The organism is Rhodococcus sp. USK13 (genome assembly GCF_018343855.1).
GTDB classification, from domain to species: Bacteria; Actinomycetota; Actinomycetes; order Mycobacteriales; family Mycobacteriaceae; genus Rhodococcus_F; species Rhodococcus_F oxybenzonivorans.
This window is the reverse complement of sequence record NZ_CP069242.1, coordinates 1859166-1877205: the sequence shown is the minus strand read 5'-3', so window position 1 is coordinate 1877205 and position 18040 is coordinate 1859166. Positions and strand designations below refer to the sequence as shown.

Annotated in this window: 13 protein-coding genes; 4 read left to right on the top strand and 9 right to left on the bottom strand. The window is 66.5% G+C overall.

Annotated elements, in window-relative coordinates; genetic code table 11:
• Positions 1-14: 14 nt before the first annotated feature.
• The 4 genes from fahA to JQT59_RS11495 all read right to left on the bottom strand — a co-directional run bounded on the left by fahA (position 15) and on the right by JQT59_RS11495 (position 3908).
• Positions 15-1205 (bottom strand): fumarylacetoacetase, encoded by a 1191-nt coding sequence (gene fahA / locus JQT59_RS11510; protein ID WP_213576247.1) that lies wholly within the window; start codon positions 1203-1205, stop codon positions 15-17.
• Complete coding sequence (locus JQT59_RS11505) at positions 1202-2092, bottom strand: hypothetical protein (RefSeq protein ID WP_502939846.1); 891 nt, start codon at positions 2090-2092, stop codon at positions 1202-1204. The genes fahA and JQT59_RS11505 overlap by 4 nt, the downstream gene beginning before the upstream one ends.
• Complete coding sequence (locus tag JQT59_RS11500; protein ID WP_213576246.1) at positions 2059-3258, bottom strand: homogentisate 1,2-dioxygenase; 1200 nt, start codon at positions 3256-3258, stop codon at positions 2059-2061. The genes JQT59_RS11505 and JQT59_RS11500 overlap by 34 nt, the downstream gene beginning before the upstream one ends.
• Before the next feature lie 95 nt (positions 3259-3353).
• Positions 3354-3908, bottom strand: a complete 555-nt coding sequence (locus JQT59_RS11495) for a MarR family winged helix-turn-helix transcriptional regulator (RefSeq protein WP_159923716.1) — start codon at positions 3906-3908, stop codon at positions 3354-3356.
• 211 nt (positions 3909-4119) lie between these two features.
• Here JQT59_RS11495 and JQT59_RS11490 point away from each other — a divergent pair, with 211 nt between their 5' ends.
• Positions 4120-5319, top strand: a complete 1200-nt coding sequence (locus tag JQT59_RS11490) for a DDE-type integrase/transposase/recombinase (RefSeq protein ID WP_249354345.1) — start codon at positions 4120-4122, stop codon at positions 5317-5319.
• 101 nt (positions 5320-5420) lie between these two features.
• On the opposite strand, the gene JQT59_RS11485 is transcribed toward JQT59_RS11490, so the two are convergent.
• The 5 genes from JQT59_RS11485 to JQT59_RS11465 are packed head-to-tail and all read right to left on the bottom strand — an operon-like array spanning position 5421 to position 8999.
• Entirely contained in the window at positions 5421-6986 is a 1566-nt protein-coding gene (locus JQT59_RS11485; RefSeq protein ID WP_213576245.1) for a polyamine aminopropyltransferase, read from the bottom strand.
• 4 nt (positions 6987-6990) lie between these two features.
• Positions 6991-7461: a DUF350 domain-containing protein gene (locus JQT59_RS11480; RefSeq protein WP_213576244.1), complete on the bottom strand. Its 471-nt coding sequence runs from the start codon at positions 7459-7461 to the stop codon at positions 6991-6993.
• A 28-nt stretch (positions 7462-7489) separates the two neighbouring features.
• Positions 7490-7903, bottom strand: a complete 414-nt coding sequence (locus JQT59_RS11475; RefSeq protein WP_201453403.1) for a DUF4247 domain-containing protein — start codon at positions 7901-7903, stop codon at positions 7490-7492.
• Complete coding sequence (locus tag JQT59_RS11470; RefSeq protein ID WP_213576243.1) at positions 7900-8406, bottom strand: DUF2617 family protein; 507 nt, start codon at positions 8404-8406, stop codon at positions 7900-7902. Before JQT59_RS11470 ends, JQT59_RS11475 begins: the two co-directional genes overlap by 4 nt.
• Positions 8403-8999, bottom strand: a complete 597-nt coding sequence (locus JQT59_RS11465) for a DUF4178 domain-containing protein (protein WP_109333725.1) — start codon at positions 8997-8999, stop codon at positions 8403-8405. Before JQT59_RS11465 ends, JQT59_RS11470 begins: the two co-directional genes overlap by 4 nt.
• A 196-nt stretch (positions 9000-9195) precedes the next feature.
• Between JQT59_RS11465 and JQT59_RS11460 the strand changes: the two genes are divergently transcribed.
• From JQT59_RS11460 to JQT59_RS11450, 3 genes are read left to right on the top strand one after another with little or no spacing between them, the layout of a single operon-like run.
• The gene (locus JQT59_RS11460; RefSeq protein ID WP_213576242.1) at positions 9196-9843 is read left to right on the top strand and encodes an isochorismatase family protein; all 648 of its coding nucleotides are present in this window, start codon (positions 9196-9198) and stop codon (positions 9841-9843) included.
• A 59-nt stretch (positions 9844-9902) separates the two neighbouring features.
• Positions 9903-16976, top strand: a complete 7074-nt coding sequence (locus tag JQT59_RS11455) for a non-ribosomal peptide synthetase (protein WP_213576241.1) — start codon at positions 9903-9905, stop codon at positions 16974-16976.
• A complete protein-coding gene (locus JQT59_RS11450) occupies positions 16973-18037 on the top strand; it encodes an iron-siderophore ABC transporter substrate-binding protein (RefSeq protein ID WP_213576240.1) in 1065 nt (354 codons plus the stop codon). The genes JQT59_RS11455 and JQT59_RS11450 overlap by 4 nt, the downstream gene beginning before the upstream one ends.
• Positions 18038-18040 lie beyond the last annotated feature (3 nt).

The window sequence follows — 18040 nt, the reverse complement described above, 5'->3', positions numbered from 1 at the left end:
TCAACCGTCCGCGGTTAAGAAGTACTCACAGGTGGTGTTGCCGGCAGAATACGACCGCGGACGTCACCGAAGCCGATGCGACTGCCGTTCGGGCCCGGTGCGGTGGCGGAGATGACGATCTCGTCGCCGTCCTCGAGGAAGGTACGGGTCTCGTCGCCGACCTGGACCGGTTCCTTGCCACCCCAGGTGAGTTCGATGAAGGCACCGCGCTGATTCTTCTCGGGACCCGAGATGGTGCCCGACGCGAACAAATCGCCGGTACTGGCGGCGGCACCGTTGACGGTGGTGTGTGCGAGCATCTGCGCAGGCGACCAGTACATCTGCGCGTACGGCGGCCGCGACACGACGTGCCCGTTCCACTCGACGGTCAGATCGATGTCGAGGCCCCACTTCTCCTCGCCGCGCAGGTACGGCAGCGGCTCGGGATCCTGGGTCGGGGTGTCGATGCGAGCGGCCTCGAGGGCGAGCAGCGGCACCACCCACGGCGAGATGGAGGTGGCGAAGCTCTTGCCGAGAAACGGGCCGAGCGGCACGTACTCCCACGCCTGGATGTCGCGGGCCGACCAGTCGTTGACGACCACGGCGCCGAACACGTACTGCGCGAACTGGTCCGGGGTGATGGTCTCCCCCAGCTTCGTCGGGACGCCGACGAGGAAACCCATCTCCGCCTCGATATCGAGGCGGAGGGACGGACCGAAGTCGGGGGCGTCCTGAGCCGGGGCTTTGCGTTGCCCGCACGGCCGGATGACGTCGGTGCCCGACACGACGACGGTGCTCGACCGACCGTGGTACCCGACCGGCAGGTGCTTCCAGTTCGGTATCAGCGGCTCGGAGTCGGGCCGGAACAGCCGTCCGAGATTCGTGGCATGGTTCTCGGACGCGTAGAAGTCGACGTAGTCCGCCACATCCACCGGCAGATGCATGGTGACCTTGTCGACCGCGAACACTGCAGCCGAGTCGACGTCTCCCTGCACCAGTTCGGTGATCTGCCGGCGGACCTCCACCCAACGGTCCCTGCCCTGCGCCATGAAGGCATTGAGGGTCGGCTGCGCGAAGACGTCCTCACCGAGCGCGACGGCGAGATCCACGACGGAATCCCCCACCCGCACGCCGACCCGTGGGGCCGAGCCGGCGGTCGAGAACACGCCGTACGGCAGGTTGTCGATCCCGAAAAGCGAATCGTCGGGGATGTAGAGCGTGGTCATTTGGAGGTTCCCTGTTCTGTGGAGAGGACGGATGACGGAACGAGCTGCAGCCCGACGAGGTCTTCGAGCGGCTCGAGGACGCTGCAGGTTCCGAAAGAACGGAACGAGGAGCGCACGGCGTCGACCACGTCGCCGGAGGGGTCACCGAGCTCCTGCGCGAGAAGTGCGCCGTCGCGTTCGGCGAGTGTCGCGGCGAGTTGGGTGACCGTGGCGCCGCCGAGTGCGTGCCTGGTGGCGAGTAGCACGTTGAGGAAACCGTGCTGCTCGAACCCAGTGTCCGGGTCCGTGTTCCGCACGGCATGGTGCAGTCCGGCCGTCGCTTTGAAAGGGACCCCGGTCGCGACCACGGTGTGGATGGCGGCGGCGAGTTCACCTTCGTCCGGGTAGGCCTCCGCAACGACACCGCCTGTACGGAACTTGGCCGAGACCGCCGTACCCACGAGTGCGGCCAGCACTTCACGACGCCTCTCGTCGCGTGGAATCTCGACGAACACATCGAGTCCGGCCGTCAAGGTCTCGAGGGCCTGCACTGCGGTCATGAAGTCCGCGGCCGACTGCTCCGCCGGAACCGCGATTTCGAGGGCGACTGGGGTGACTCCCTCCACCGCGGCAATGCGCGTGAGCGCGGCCTCGAGAGTGGCAGGGCCGCCCGGCAGAGTAAGACTCACGTCGAGCTCGGCCGGGGAGAGTTCGTTCACCCGGGACGCCGGAAAGACGAACGGGCCGACCAGGTCTGCGTACGGTGATGTCCGGTGACGTGCGTGCGCGGGGATGGCATCGGGCAAGGGCGCATTGCCGGGGGGAAACAGGGCGGCGTCGTCGCACAGACCAGTGAAGAGCGCGGGAATGCCGGTCACTGCGCCGGCCCCCGTCCCGCCCAGGTCCAGGCGTAGCCCGAATCCTCGCACGCCAGCGCTCCTTCGCCGAGCTCGAGGGGCCGGAAGGTGTCCACCATGACCGCGAGTTCGTCGAAGAACTCGGCCCCGATGCTGCGTTCGTAAGCACCGGGTTGCGGACCGTGGGCATGCCCGCCGGGATGGACTGAGATGGAACCCTGTCCGATGCCGGAACCCTTGCGGGCCTCGTAGTCGCCGCCGCAGTAGAACATGATTTCGTCCGAGTCCACGTTGGAGTGGTAGTACGGCACCGGAATCGACAGGGGGTGATAGTCGACCTTGCGGGGCACGAAGTTACAGATGACGAAGTTGTTGCCCTCGAACGCCTGATGCGCCGGCGGCGGCTGGTGCACGCGCCCGGTGATGGGTTCGTAGTCGGAGATGTTGAAGGTGTACGGGTAGAGGCAACCGTCCCACCCGATCACGTCGAACGGATGTTTGGCGTACACCATCCGGGTGCCGACGATGCCGTGCGAGGTGCGGTGCTTGACGAGCACCTCGACGTCGGTGCCCTCGGCCTGCAATGTCTCGCCGGGACCGTGGAGGTCGCGTTCACAATATGGTGCGTGCTCGAGCAGCTGCCCGAACCGAGACAGGTACCGCTTCGGCGGGACGATGTGACTGTTGGCCTCGATTGCGTAGGCGCGCAACGGGTCCGGACCGGTCGGAATCCACCGATGGGTGGTCGACATCGGGATCAGGACGTAGTCGCCCTGCTTCGCCTCGAGCGCACCGAAAACTGTTTCCACTGTGGCCGCGCCGGATTCGACGTACACCATCTCGTCGCCGAGAGCGTTGCGGTAGAGCGGCGATTCCTTGCCGGCGACGACATACGAGATGCGCACGTCACCGTTGCCGAGGATCAACCGACGTCCGGTTACGGCGTCGGTTCCCGCCCATACCGACTCCGGGAAGAGGTCGTGAAGCTTCAGGTGCCTCGGCGAGAGCGGATGGTTGGGCGTGGTTGTCTGGTCTGGCAGCTCCCACACCGTGGCGTCGACGATCGCCGAGGGAATGTGCCGGTGGTACAGCAGCGACGAATCGGAGGAGAAACCCTCCTCACCCATCAACTCCTCGAAGTAGAGCTGACCGTCCTCGTCACGGTGCTGCGTGTGCCGCTTCGGCGGGATGTTGCCCGCCTGCCGATAGAACGCCATGACCGGCCTCCTCGATGTGTCGTCGCTTAGTAAACACATTAACTAGTTTGAGGGCGTGATGGCAAGCACAGACCGATAACGACGCCGGGAAGGATCTAGTTGCGTCCGCGAACGTCGAACTGGCTACGGTTGGTGATCAGCTTGTCGAGCAGCATGACGAGGATGCGCTGCTCAGGTTCGGTGAGCACGCTCGCCCACGCATGTTCGCGCTCGTTCTGCTCACGATAGATCTCCCCGATCTCCCGGCGACCGCGCTCGGTGAGCGACAGCTGCACAGATCGGCCGTCCCGCTCATCGGGTGTTCGTTCCATCAGACCGGCGCCGACCAGGGACTTCGTGAGATTGGAGACCGCAGCCCGACTCATGCCGGTGAGCTCGGCCGCACTCTTCGCATCGATCGGCCCGGCCAGCCAGGTGACGAACATCAGCCGGAACGACGACCACGACAGCCCTCGCGGGCGGTGGATCGACGACTCGAGGTCGTAGGTCACCACATTGGACGCTCGGTTCAGTGTGAGCAGAACCTGCGTCGCCAGTTGGTGCGTCGATCCGTACTCGGTGCTCAGACGTCGGTTGGCCAGCTCGATGAACGACCAGAAGTCGAGGCGCTCGGGCACCTCGACAGGCACCGGCGCAGCGTCATCGGTCATAAGGAAACCCTATCGCGACCGGGTGGCGGGCCGACTGCCTGCCACCGTCACATTTAGTATATCTATTAACTAACTGCGCCCGTGAGTACTTATTAACACTCGGTGGTTTGTTGAGTCTGGGGACATGTGAGACAGATGATGTCCACCCAGATGTGAGACACGCTGCTGTCGATTGAGGTGTGAGGCACCTGACTGGTCGTGGACTTGGTTCATGACCGGAACGGAAGCCGTCATGGAACTGCTACACGCCTTGCTGGTGGTCTCCCAGACCACCGGCGCCGACATGTTCGACGGGAACTTCGCCCGCTGGTGCGCCGACCACGGGATCTCCCGCGCCACCGCCTACCGGCACAAGAAACGGATCGAGGAGGACGGCCGGTGGACCGCCCGGTCCCGCCGGCCCTCTTCCTGCCCGCACGCCACCGCGTGGGAGGTGGAGGCCGAGATCGTGCGGCTTCGCCTGAACCTGCCCCATCACGAGCGCGGCGCCGACACCATCGCCTACCACCTGAACGCGGTCGCCGAGAAGCAACACTGGTCCGAGCAGGGCTGGACCATCCCGTCCCGGGCCACGATCAACAAGATCCTCTCCCGCTACCACCTGGTGATCCCCGAGCCGAAGAAACGCCCGAAATCGTCCTACCGCCGGTTCTGCTACCGCAAACCCCGCGACTGCTATCAGATCGACGCCACCGAACTCCGGTTGGCGACCGGGGCCAAGGCCACCGTCTTCGAGGTCCTCGACGACTGCACCCGCACCCTGGTCGCCACCCGGGTCGCGGACGCCGAGACCGCCGCCGGGGCGATCGCGGCGATCACCGCCGCGTTCACCGACTTCGGCGTCCCGGCACTGGTGCTCGCCGACAACGGCAGCGCGTTCACCTCCCGCCGCACCAGGGGCGGCACCTCGGGCTTCACCCGGGTCGTGGAGCGGGCCGGGGCCCGGCTGATCCACTCCACCCCGTACCACCCGCAGACCTGCGGGAAGGTCGAACGCCACCACCGCACCTTCAAGCAATGGTTGGCCACACACCCCACCCAACCGACCACTCTGATCGAACTGCAGCAGCTCTGCGACACCTACCAGCGGTTCTACAACACCGACCGCCCGCACAGTGCGGTCAAGATGCCGCCGCGGCAGGCCTGGCAGAACGCGCCGCTCCTCGGTGGGCCACAAGCACTTCCGATCCAACACGACGCCACCGTGCACGCCCTGATCGTCTCCTCCGCCGGCACCGTGTGCGTCGACTCCCACACCCGCCTGAGCGTCGGCCGGCGCAGAGCCGGGCAGACCATCACCCTGCTGCGCGACGACGACCACGTCACCGCCTACACCGCCGACGGCAACCTGATCGGACACCTACACCTCGACCACACCAAGCGCTACCAAGGACAACTTCAACCCGTCTAAAATCTGTCTCGCATCTACGTAGACACCCGTGTCTCACATCAACGTAGACAGCACAAACACTCGGTGGTTAAGAAGTACTCACAGGCGGCGGAGCCGCCGCCTCAGCGCTGGTAGCCCCTACGCATGTCGTCGACGATGCGCGGCCTGTCAAGCGTGGAGGGCTCGAGTTCGCGCGGGGGTCGGTCGCGGGAAAAGACCGCGGACGCCGCGAGAGTGGGGCCGTCCAGGAATCGCAGTTCGGGCGCGTCCGACGGGAGGCGTAGCGACGGCGCCTCGGACTCCGGGGAGGCGAGGACGAACCCCCAGTCGCCGAAGCTGGGCACCAGTACGTGGTACGGCGTGACACTCAGGCCCGCCGACGCGACCGTGGAGGTGGTCCGCCAGAACGCGTCCGGTGTCGAATAGGGGCTCCCCGCTTGCACGACCATCAGGCCGCCGGGTTCGAGCGCTCGGGCCGCGAGCCCGTAGAACTCGGTGGAGTACAGGCGTCCGAGTGCCGGGGTGTCGGGATCCGGAAGATCGACGATGACGGCGTCGAAGCCGGTGACGGGTGGATCCCGCAGCCACCGGAAGGCGTCGTCGATCACGACGTGCACGCGGGGATCCTGCAGTGCACCCTTGTTGAGGTCGGCGAGGCGGGTGGTGGCGAGTTCGATTACGGCGGGGTCGAGTTCTACTTGCACGATCTCTCGCACACCGTTCAGCCGCAATACTTCGCGGGCGGCGAGACCGTCACCCCCGCCTAGGATCAGCACCCTCTCCGGGTTGCGGGCCATCGCCGGGTAGACAAGGGATTCGGTGTAGCGGTGCTCGTCGGCGCTCGAGAATTGGAGGTCGCCGTCGAGGAACAGTCGCACGTCGCCGCCGCGTTCGGTGATGACGATTTCCTGGTACTGCGACCGTTCGGCAGCCACCACCGGGTCGGTGTACAGCCGTTGCCGTGATGTGGTTTCGATATTGTCGGCGCGCACCAGCAACACCGCGATACTTGCGGCCGCCACGAGCAGCGCGACCACCGCGAGCAGTCGGGTGCGCACGCTCAGCTGCAACCTCAACAGGATCAGCGCCACGACCGCAGCCGCCACGAGATTGATGATCCCGGTGATGGCGGCGCCGCGGATCATGCCGGCGATCGGAAGTAGGACGAACGGCCACAGCAACCCACCGACGAGTGCGCCCGCGTAGTCGGCGGCGTTCAGGTCGGCCAGCACCTTGCCCGTCGTTTCGGCGTCGTTGTCGCTCCGCCCCGACTGCAGCAGAGTCATCAGCAGCGGCACTTCGGCGCCCACCAGGACACCGATGAGCGCTGTGGCGAGGACGAGAACCACTGCGCTGGAACCGAAGAACGTGAACGTCACATACAGCGTGACTGCGCTGAATCCCCCGGCGAGGCCCAGCACGATCTCCACGGCGACGAACGACACGGCGGCGTGGGAGAGCAGTGGTTTGGCCGCGAGAGCGCCCACACCCAGGGCCGCCACGAATCCGGCAACGATCAGGGAGGTCTGGGTGATGCCGCCGCCGGTGAGGCTGATCGAGAGGGTGAGCAATGCCAGTTCGTAGATCAAACCGCAGGCTGCGCAGGCGGCGACCGCCGCGAGCAGGAGGACGCGGGAACGTCCGTCGAGCGCCCGCTTCGCTTCGGACTGTGCCGCCACCGTGGTCATCGGTTCAGGTGAGCGCGGCGGCGTTGACGAGCCCGATGGCGAAGAGCGACGTTCCGACCGCCCACGCGGCGCCACACATCTTCGGGTTGCCGACCAGTTCAACGAGCTGCCCCGGCAGTAGACGGTTCATGAGACGCAGCGCGATCACCTGCAGGAGCACCCCGAACAGACCGTAGACCGCGGAATCGGCGAGACCCTGGGCGAACCCGTCGTCGCTCGTGAGGATGGCCGAGACGACGATGACGGCGAGAGCAAGGTGGTTGGACGCGAGCAGGATGGCCGCATTCGGGTTCTTGTCGATGTACACCTGGTGCCGGAGGTTGCCGGGCGTGGCCAGGTCGAGAACCAGGAAGCCGACCCCGAGGACGGCGATCCCGACCACGAAGTACGCCAGAGTTCCGAGCATGCCGACTACGAGGAGCCCGGCGTCGACGGTGCCGATTTCGGTGGCTGCGGCCGTATAGGTGATGTTCACGCACTACTCCCGAGTTGTAAGTCGATGGTCATTTGGCATCGCCGGATCCGCCACTGCCGCCCGCGCCGCCGGCCGGTGAGCCGGGGTTGAATCCCGGCCCCAGGTAGGCGAATCCACCGCTTCGGTATCGGCCGTCGATGTCTTCGACGCGGATGAGGCTGCCGCCGCCCGGAGCCCCGCTGACGGTGACGATGTCGTCGTCGTAGCGCAGGTACTCGCTGCCACCGTCGGCTTTGCGGGCGGCCGGGGCTTCTTCGCTGACAATTTTCGACACCGTGGTTCCGATGGGGTCCTTGGACGTGTACGTCCTGGCGTCGCCGGAGGTGTTCTGGAGCGCGTACGTGTCTCCGATGAAGTCGCGGATGTTGCCGCCGCAGGCGGTGAGCACCAGCATCACGAGTAGGAGCGGGGCGATCAGCGCCCGCCTGGCGTTGCGTGTCATGGCTGCCACCTGCTTCGCGTCTCCACGATTACCCCGTCCTTCTCGCCCGGATACAGGTGCCAGGTCTGCCAGGCCCACCCGCCCGCGTGCCCGGACTGTGCGGTCAGGGCCGTCAACGCGGTGGGGTCGCCGGGGAACGATCCGCAGATCCACCCGTCTGCCTCGGTGGCCTGACGGCGCAACCAGTCGGCGGTCTCTTCGAGGTGGACGCGGTCGACCGTCCGGGTGTCGGAAGTGAAGTGGTATCCACTCGCCGTCTCGGACACGGGCAGCGGCTGTCCACCGGCCCGCACCGCATCACACGACACCTGCTCGGTGATGTGGTGCCCGCCGAGAGAGGCTCTGACCGCGTGTGACGCACCGAGCACACCGAGGACGACGGAGTCGTCGCCGTTCACGACGGTGAGTTGTGCCAGCGGAACCGGTATTTCGGCGTTCACGACGAGACCGAGTGCGCGGGCCGTCACATCCCGTGACTCGACGTCCAGGATGTGCAACGTCATTGCGGTGGACCCGAATGGATGACGGTGAGCTCACTGCGGGTGACGGCGCGGCCTGTGGATACCTCCCACGACTGCGTCCGGGCCCAGCGCTCGAACGACAGCAGTCCGGTCTTGTCGGCGGTCTCGTAGTCCGCGTAGTCGACGATGCCGCTGGGCGCCGTCCCGGTAGTGCCTTCCGCGGTGAACGAGGCAGTACCCCGCTCGATCTGCCGGTGCACCCGGTCGTCGAGGATGACGTCACCGTTCGGCTCGAGTCCGGTGCCTTCACGCCGCATCCACAGCGTCATCTCGAGGTTGCCCTCGTCGTTCTCGACGGTCAGCCACCGTTGCCCGGTCGAGCCGTCGAGAAGGTGTTCGTGCCAGATGTATCCCTCTTCGTCGAGGGTGATCGTGCCGCGCACCACGTGGTCGATGCCAGCGTACGTGATGATGTCGCCGACACCGATCTTGTACGGGTCGTACACCTCAGGGTAGTCGGCGAGCGGATCGACGCGGGCTGGGGGCGCAGACTTCTTGCCTGTCCGGCTCCGCAGAATCAGCACGATGCCGACGATCACGACAACGATCAGCAGCAACAACAGCAGCTTGGTCAACGGTCTCTCCTGGCTCGGCGGCTCCGGCACGTGAGGCCCGTGACCGGCCCCCACCGGTGTGTCACCTTACTGTGCGACGCCTCCTCCGGTCTTCCCCAGCGCAGGACGTACCGATTGCACAAGCGATCGAGCAAAGGTTAGCCTAACCGAATGTCCGAGGGGTTCTTCCAAGGCTCGACCGACAGTGAGGGAATACATGGCCATCCCGCCGATTGCGACGTACCCGATTCCGGATGTTTCCGAAGTACCCGAATCGAAAGCCTCCTGGCGTCTCGACCCTCGACGGTCCGCACTGCTCATCCACGACATGCAGAACTACTTCATCGACGCCTACGACGTGCACGCGGAGCCGATGTCGACCGCGCTCGCCAACATGATCCGGATCCGCGAAGCCTGCTCGCTTGCAGGGATTCCCGTCGTCTACACGATGCAACCGGGCGACCAGCACCCCTCACGACGTGGCATTCTCGCCGATTTCTGGGGCCCCGGACTTTCGTCGGGCCGCGACACCGAGGTGATCGAACCGCTGGCACCACGCGCCGGCGACATCCAGGTGACGAAGTGGCGGTATTCGGCATTTCAGCGCACCGACCTCCGGCAGTTGCTGGGCCACCACGGTCGTGATCAGCTGATCGTCACCGGCGTCTACACGCACATGGGGTGCATGCTCAGTGCGGCCGAGGCTTTCATGTCGGACGTCCAACCCTTCCTCGTTTCCGACGCGACCGCGGATTTCAGTCGCGAAGAGCATCTGATGGCATTGACGTACGCGTCCAAGCGATGCGGCTCGGTGCTCACCACCGACGCCCTGGTATCCGCGCTCGCCCCCCTCGAAGTCGGCTGACCACCGCAGAGGTCGCAATCCGGAAATACCACGCCGACAACTACCAGGAGCACCGTCAGATGTCCCTCTCGATATCGTCGCCGTCCGCCGCGGAAACTGCGGAGGGCAGTACAGCACTGTGCCTGACCGCTGCTCAATGTGAGTTGTGGGCCGGGCATCAGCTCGACGAGACCGGATCGGCCTACACCACAGCCGAGTACGTCGACATCGACGGAACCGTGGACATCGGGGCGCTGACGAGGGCCGTACGCACGGTGATCGACGAAGCCGAGGTGCTGTCGGTTCGGTTCGACGCCGAGCCGGATGCCGAACCCGTCGACGTACTGCAGCTGCACGATCACAGTCCCGAGGTCGAAACCTTGGAGCTGAGCCGGGACGCCGCACTCGAGTGGATGCGGGCGGATGTCCGCCGACCGCTCGACCTCCTCTCGGCCCGTCCGCTGTTGCGCACTGCCGTCATCCGCGTGGACACCGGTGCTCTCTGGTATCTGCGGGCCCCACACGTCCTTCTCGACGCGTACGGCTATTCGCTTCTCACGCGACGGGTCGCGGCCCTCTACACCGCTTTCCACCAGGGCACCGATCCACGGCCGGCCCGATTTCCCACACTGCGGGATCACGTCGAGCAGGCCCGGCAACTCGACTCCGCGCTACCCGAACCGCAGCCGCGAGCAAGCACTTCCGTCACCTTCACCGACACCACCCGCCGCCCGACTGCGGATCCGCACCGCGTCGCACTCACACTCGGGCCGGACGTGTCGACCGGCTTGCGCGACTCCGCCTCTGCGCACGGCGCCACGTGGGCGGACGCGGTCTACGCTGCGGCCGCCGGCTACCTCGCCGCCCACACCGGCGCCGACGAGGTGACTCTCCGGGTCCCGGTGCTCGCACGCACAGGCGTGGAACTCGCGTCGCCGGTCACCGCGACGAACGTCGTGCCGCTCCGCGTCTCACTCGGCGGGCGCCCTACCTTCGGCGACGTGATCGCCAGGACGACGGCCGAGCTGACGAAAGCGCGCCCGTTCCAGCGGGTCCGGAACACCCATCGGAGTGCAGTCGGCGGGCCGGTGGTCAACGTCAAACCCTTCGACGCGACACTACGTTTCGGCCCGTCGCGCGGTGTGATCCATCAGGTGGCCACCGGGCCGGTGGACGACGTGGTGATCTCGGTGACCGGCGCAGGTGACCACCTCACCCTCGAATGGGCCGGAAATCCGCTGGTGTACAGCGCAGACGAGATGCGGGTCCACCTGCACCGGTTCGCGCAGTACCTCGAGCGACTCTCGTCCGCGCCCGGGCCGGTAGCCACCGTAGACCTCTGCGCCGACGACGAGTGGGCGCTGTGGCAGTCGTCGGCCGGACTGCACCGGACGCAGCAGGCCGATGCCGATGCCGATGCCGATGCCGATGCCGAAACGATCGTCTCGACGTTCCTTGCGCAGGCCGGCCGTCACGCGGATCGTCGGGCGGTGAACGAGCTGACTTACCGGGAACTCGCCTGCCGCAGTGGGATTCTCGCGCGTCGACTTCAGGACGCAGGCGCCGGCCGCGGCACCGTGGTGGCCGTCAGCCTGCCGAGGGGCACCGAACTGATCGTCGCGATCCTCGCTGTCCTGCGGTGCGGTGCGACCTACCTGCCCATCGATCCCTCGTCACCGGCAGAACGCGTCCGCTTCATCCTCGAAGACGCCGAACCGACTCTGGCCATCGGCTCCACCGAACTGCTGGGCCACCTCCTCCGTATCGACCACCACGTCACCGAGACCGAACCTTCGACCTACCCGGACAGCAGGGTTCGCGCCGGCGACATCGCGTACATCATCTACACGTCCGGCTCCACCGGTGTGCCCAAGGGAGTTCCCATCCCGCACCGCAACGTGATGCGCCTGTTCGCGGCCTCCCGTGAGTGGTTCACCTTCACCGCCGACGACTGCTGGCCACTGCTGCACTCGTATGCCTTCGACTTCTCCGTGTGGGAGATGTGGGGAGCCCTGCTCTACGGCGGGCGTCTCGTCACCGTCCCGGAGGATGTCGTCACCTCGCCCGCGGACCTCGCGGCGCTGCTGGTCGACGAGGGTGTCACCGTGCTGAACCAGACACCGTCGGCCTTCGGCCATCTGGTCGATGCACTGGACGCCGAGGGTGCGCGGGAGCGACTTCGCCTGCGCTACGTCGTCTTCGGCGGGGAGGCACTCGATCCCGCCGTACTGCGTTCCTGGTTCGCCGCGGGTTCGCCTGGTGACACCGAACTGATAAACATGTACGGCATCACCGAGACCACAGTGCATGTCACGGCAGCTCGGGTCACCACTCCAGATTCCCTCGACATCGGGGTTCCCCTCCGTGATCTGCGCACCTACGTCCTCGGACCGGGGCTGCGTCCGGTACCGCCGGGCATCACCGGAGAAATCTATGTGTCCGGGCCCGGTGTGTCGCCGGGGTATCTCGGCCGTCGCGGGTTGACCGCGAACAGGTTCGTCGCCGACCCGTTCGTGCCGGGTGGGGAACGGATGTACCGCACAGGCGATCTCGCGCGCTACGACGCCACCGGCTCTCTCGACTACCGTGGCCGGATCGACGACCAGGTCCAATTGCGTGGGTACCGCGTCGAACTCGGCGAGATCACGGCCGCGATGACCGCGGTGTCCGGGGTACGTGCCGCCGTCGCCACCGTCTATGCACCGAAGTCCGGGGACGACAGGATCGTCGGGTATGTCGTGCCCGAACCCGGGACCGATCCGGACGACATCGAGGACGCGGTGCGGGGGCACCTGATACGCACGCTCCCCGGGTACATGACACCGTCCACGTTGATGCTTCTCGATCGGTTGCCGCTCACGTCCCACGGCAAGGTCGACAAGGCAGCACTGCCCGTCCCGCGCTGGCGTGGGGCATCCGCCGACGGTCCCCACACGGACACCGAACACCGCATCCTTCCCCTGTTCACCGCTGTGCTCGGGGCCGAGCAGATCGGCATTCACGACGACTTCTTCACGCTGGGCGGCAACTCCCTGCTGGCGGCCGCGCTGGTGTCGTCGATCGGTGCGGAACTCGGTGTCGCGCTGCGTGTCGCGACGATATTCGACAATCCCACCGTGGCTGCAGTGGCCGCGCGCGTCGACGAGACCGGGAGAACGGGCACCGCCTCCGGCCCCCGGTCCCGGAACATCACCGAGGGCACGGCTGTGCCGTTGTCTCCTGCCCAGGAACGGCTCTGGTTCCTCGACAGCGCCGCGGGCGGCGGAACGTATCTTCTCGGCCTGGCAGTGGACTTCGACGTCGCGCCGGACTCCGACGCTCTCACCCTTGCACTCGCGGACGTCGTCACGAGGCATCAGTCGCTGCGTACGGTCTTTCCCCTCGTCGACTCCGTTCCGCAGCAGGTTGTGCTGCCCGCCGAGCAGTCGCAGGTCCGCCTCGAACGCATCGGCAACATCGGCAACATCGGCAACATCGAAGCCCACATCTCGGCAATCACCACGGTGGGCCTCGGACTGGCCGAGCAACCACCGCTGCGTGCCGTCCTGTACGAACCGCAGCACACCCTCGTCCTGTTGATCCATCACATCATCGGGGACGAGTGGTCGCAGTCGAAACTGCTCGGCGACCTGGCCTTCGCCTACAACGCCCGCCGCGCCGGCCGCCCGCCGGTGTTCGAACCTCTCCCCCTGCAGTATCCGGATGTCGCGGTCTGGCAGCGAGAACGTGCCTCCGGCGGCCGGCTCGACTACTGGGAGAAGCAACTGGCAGGGCTGCCACTGGAGCTCGGTTGGCGCACGGACCGTCCGCGCCCAGCGTTGCCGACCCATCGCGGTGCCAGCGTGCACCGCACCTTGCCGCCCTCGCTGCATGCCGCGATCGAAGCGCTCGCGACGGAACGGCGCGCCAGTTTCTTCATGATCGTCCACGCCGCCGTCGCGGTGCTGCTGGAGCGACTCGGTGCCGGTGAAGACATCGCCCTGGGCGTCCCCGTCGCCGGCCGCAGCCACCCCGACCTCGACGGCATGGTGGGCTGCTTCGTCAACACCGTCGTCCTTCGCACCGATGTGTCGGGGGCTCCCACATTCGACGAGCTGCTCGACCGCGTGCGGAGGGTCGACCTCGAGGCGGTCGACCACTCCGACGTCCCCTTCAACCGCATCGTCGAACTGGTCAACCCGCCGCGGTCCAGCGCCCGCCATCCGCTCTTCCAGGTGATGCTGTCGCACTGGAAGGACGACGGTTCACCGCAGCGGTTCGACGGCACGGAATCGTCGGTGCGGATGCTCGACGCCACGTCCGCGAAATTCGACCTGGCACTTCGCTTCCAGGAACACGCCGGTCAGGGTGGGGTCGACGTGACCATCGAGTACTCCACCGAACTGTTCGACGATACGACCGTCGATTCGCTGGCCGATCGCCTCGCCGTGGTGATCGAGCGACTCGTTGCCCGTCATGGCGAATCCATTGCCAGACTCGACATCCTCACCGACGTCGAGCGTGCGCAGGTGCTCGGTACGTGGTCGCACCGGGGCCACAGCATCGAGGCCCGCGCGTTCGACGAGTACTTCTCCGCGCAGGTGGCCCGCACGCCGGACGCCGAGGCTCTCGCCGTGGGACGCGGTGTCAGGCCGGCGACGTCCCTTTCGTACGGCGAGCTCGACGCGCGCGCGAATATGCTTGCACGCCTTCTCATTGCGAGGGGCGCCGGACCGGGAGACGTGGTCGCCCTCGCGCTCGATCGATCAGCCGAGTTGATCGTCGCCGTTCTCGCCGTGTTGAAGAGCGGTGCCGCCTACCTACCGATCGACCCCACGTATCCGGCGGACCGGATCGCGCACATGCTCGCCGACGGCTCCCCGGTCGCCGTCGTCACCTCGTCCGTCGGGGTACCGGATCGCAGCGCGCTGGGCACCGGCGTTCCGCTGATCGACCTGGACGACCCCGAGGTTCGGACGCTTCTGTCCGCGCACCCCGCCGTACCTGTCACGGACCGTGATCGCATCCGGCCACTGCGACTCGATGACGCGGCGTATCTGATCTATACGTCCGGTTCGACGGGTGTGCCGAAGGGCGTCGTGGTTCCGCATCGCGGTATCGCGGACCTGTTGTCGTTGCAGTCGGACGTGATCGGGATGGACTCCACTACCCGGGCACTGCACTTCTCCTCGATCAGTTTCGATCTCGCGTTCTGGCAGATCATGTGGGGTCTGCTGTCGGGCGGAACCCTGGTGGTCGCCACGGACGCAGACCGGGTCCCGGGTGAACCGCTCGCGCGCGTCATCCGCGACCACCGCGTGAACTTCGTGGGTGTCCCCCCATCTTTCGCGGCCGCGTTCCCGCCCGAGCATTCGATCCCCGACGGAGTCGACCTGATGCTCGGTGCCGAGAAACTCCCTGCCCAGCTGATCGAGCGGTATGCGCCCGGTCGGCGGTTGTTCAACGCCTACGGTCCCACCGAATGCACGGTCAATGCCACGCTGGCCCTGGTGCGGCCGGGACACGAGGGCCCGGTGCCGATCGGCGTCATCGATCCGGGTAAGCATGCGTACGTATTGGATTCCGGCTTGCGGCCGGTGCCACCCGGGGTATCCGGTGAGCTGTATCTTGCCGGAGCCAGTGTCACCCAGGGCTATCGTCACCAGAGCACCAGAACCGCCGAACGATTCGTCGCCGACCCGTTCGGAGACCCCGGCACCCGCATGTACCGGACATCGGACGTGGTGTGGTGGGGTCGGGACGGGCAGATCTACTTCACCGGCCGCGCCGACACGCAGGTCAAGGTGCGGGGGTTCCGCATCGAACTCAACGAGATCGAGTCCGTGCTCGCCGGCGACCCGGACGTCGAGCACGTCGTGGTCGTGGTGCGTGAGGACCGGCCCGGTGATCAACGTCTGGTCGCGTATGCCACGTCGGTTCCCGGCGGCCGCATCGACCCCGACCAACTGCACCGCCGTGCCGCCAGCCGCCTGCCCGACTACATGATTCCCGCGGCATTCATTGCGGTCGAGAGGTTTCCGACCCTCCCTAACGGCAAGCTCGACCAGTCGTCGCTGCCCGTCCCGCACCTGTCGTTGCAGGTGTCCGAACGCGGTCCCCGCACGGCACGCGAGGAAGTGCTGTGCCAGTTGTTCGCCGAGGCGCTCGGTCTCGAGCGAGTCGGTATCGACGACAGCTTCTTCGACCTCGGTGGCCACTCGCTGATGGCCGCGGGGCTGATGAGTGAGATCTCGAAACGGCTGTCCGTGACCGCGACGGTGGCGTCATTGTTCGCCGCGCCGACCGTCGCGCAACTCGCGGGCCGCCTCGACGACGATTCCGACGCCGACGCGCTCGCCGTCCTGCTGCCGTTCCGCACCGAGGGCTCGCGGCCGCCCGTGTTCTGCTTCCACCCGGCAGGCGGGATCAGCTGGGGGTATTCGGGACTGCTGCGGCACATCGACTCCGACTACCCGCTGTACGGGGTGCAGGCGTCGAACCTGTCGACCTCATCCCGCCCACCCGAGACCCTTCAGGACATGGCCGCCGAGTACCTCGAGCACATGCGCGCGGTGCAACCGACCGGGCCGTACCACCTCCTCGGTTGGTCGCTCGGTGGCGTGGTGGCACACGCTATCGCGGGCGCGCTTCAGGAGCAGGGTGACGAGCTGGGCATGCTGGTGATGCTCGACTCCTTCCCGTCCGACGCCTGGGCGTCCATGCCGACCGAGCAGGACGCGCTGGCCGCACTGCTGTACATGGTCGGGTACGACCCGGAACCGCTGCTCGCGGAGGGACTGACGAGGCAGCAGGTGATCGACATCCTCCGCGGCGAGGGCAGCGCACTCGCCGGCATCAACGAGCACACCCCCGCTGCGATGATCGACAACTTCGCCAACGCCGTGCGCCTCGAGTCCGAGCCCTCGCAGATCGTCGTCAATTCCGACCTGCTCTTCTTCACGGCGGCACGCAATCCCGCCACTGCGGCCACGCACCGACTCTGGGAGCCCTTCGTGAACGGCACGATCGTCAATCACGACCTCGACTGTGAGCACAAGGACATGACCCAACCCCGCTGGATCGGGGAGGTCGGCACGGTGGTGAACGAGGCACTGGCCGCGTTCGGCTCACACACCCCACAGACCCATCAAGTAAGAGAACAGGGAGATCGATGACAACGTCCGGAAGATATTGGCGCAGAGCCGGGATCGTGATGCTCGCGGCAACCGCTCTGCTCGCCGGTGCCTGCAGCGAGTCGACATCCGACTCGACCGACTCGGCGGCATCCGCCACCGGACAGGCCGATGCGTCGGCCTTCCCGGTGTCGATTTCGTCGGCACTGGGCACCGCCGAGATCACGGAATCCCCCGAGCGTGTGATCACGCTCGGCTGGGGCAGCGAAGATGCCGCACTCTCGCTCGGCGTCGTTCCCGTCGCCGTCCAGAACATGAAGTCCGATACCGGAACCGATGACGGCCTCCTGCCGTGGTCGCGCGCACGCCTCGAGGAACTCGACCCGAACGCCGAGCCCACCCTGCTGACGGCGTCGAGCAAGGAGATGCCGTACGAGCAGATTGCATCGCTCGATCCCGATGTCATCCTCGCCGTGCACTCGGGACTGAACCAGGAGCAGTTCGACAAGCTGTCGGCCATCGCACCCACGGTGGCATATCCGGAACGGCGCTGGGCGACCAGCTGGGAAGACCAGATCACCACCGTCGGAAAGGCTCTCGGACGGTCCGCGCAGGCCGAGGAACTGGTCACGAAGACGCAGGAGACGCTGGCCGAGCAGAAGTCGCAGCATCCCGAGTTCGCCGGCAAGACCGTGGCGTTCGGTAGCGGCACCGAGCCGGGCTCGTACAACTTCTATTTCGACACCGATCCGCGGCTGAAGATGCTCGCGAGCCTCGGGTTCACCGTCGACCCGCTCGCGCAGCAGCTTCGGGAGAAGAGCGATCAGACCAAGTTCGCGGCTCCGGTCAGCCTCGAACTGCTGCCCACGTACGACCCGGATGTTCTGCTCGCGTGGTATCTGTCGCCGGAGCTGAAGAACGAGGTGCAGTCGAACCCGCTGTTCGCCGGTCTGAAGTCGGTGCGCACCAACTCCTACATCGGCCTGACCGACCCGCCGCTGGTGTTCGCGTCGAGCTCCCCGAATGTCCTGAGCATGCCGTGGCTGCTCGAGAAGCTGGTTCCGCAGCTCTCGCAGGCCGCAAACAACGTCTCGACCAGCTAATTT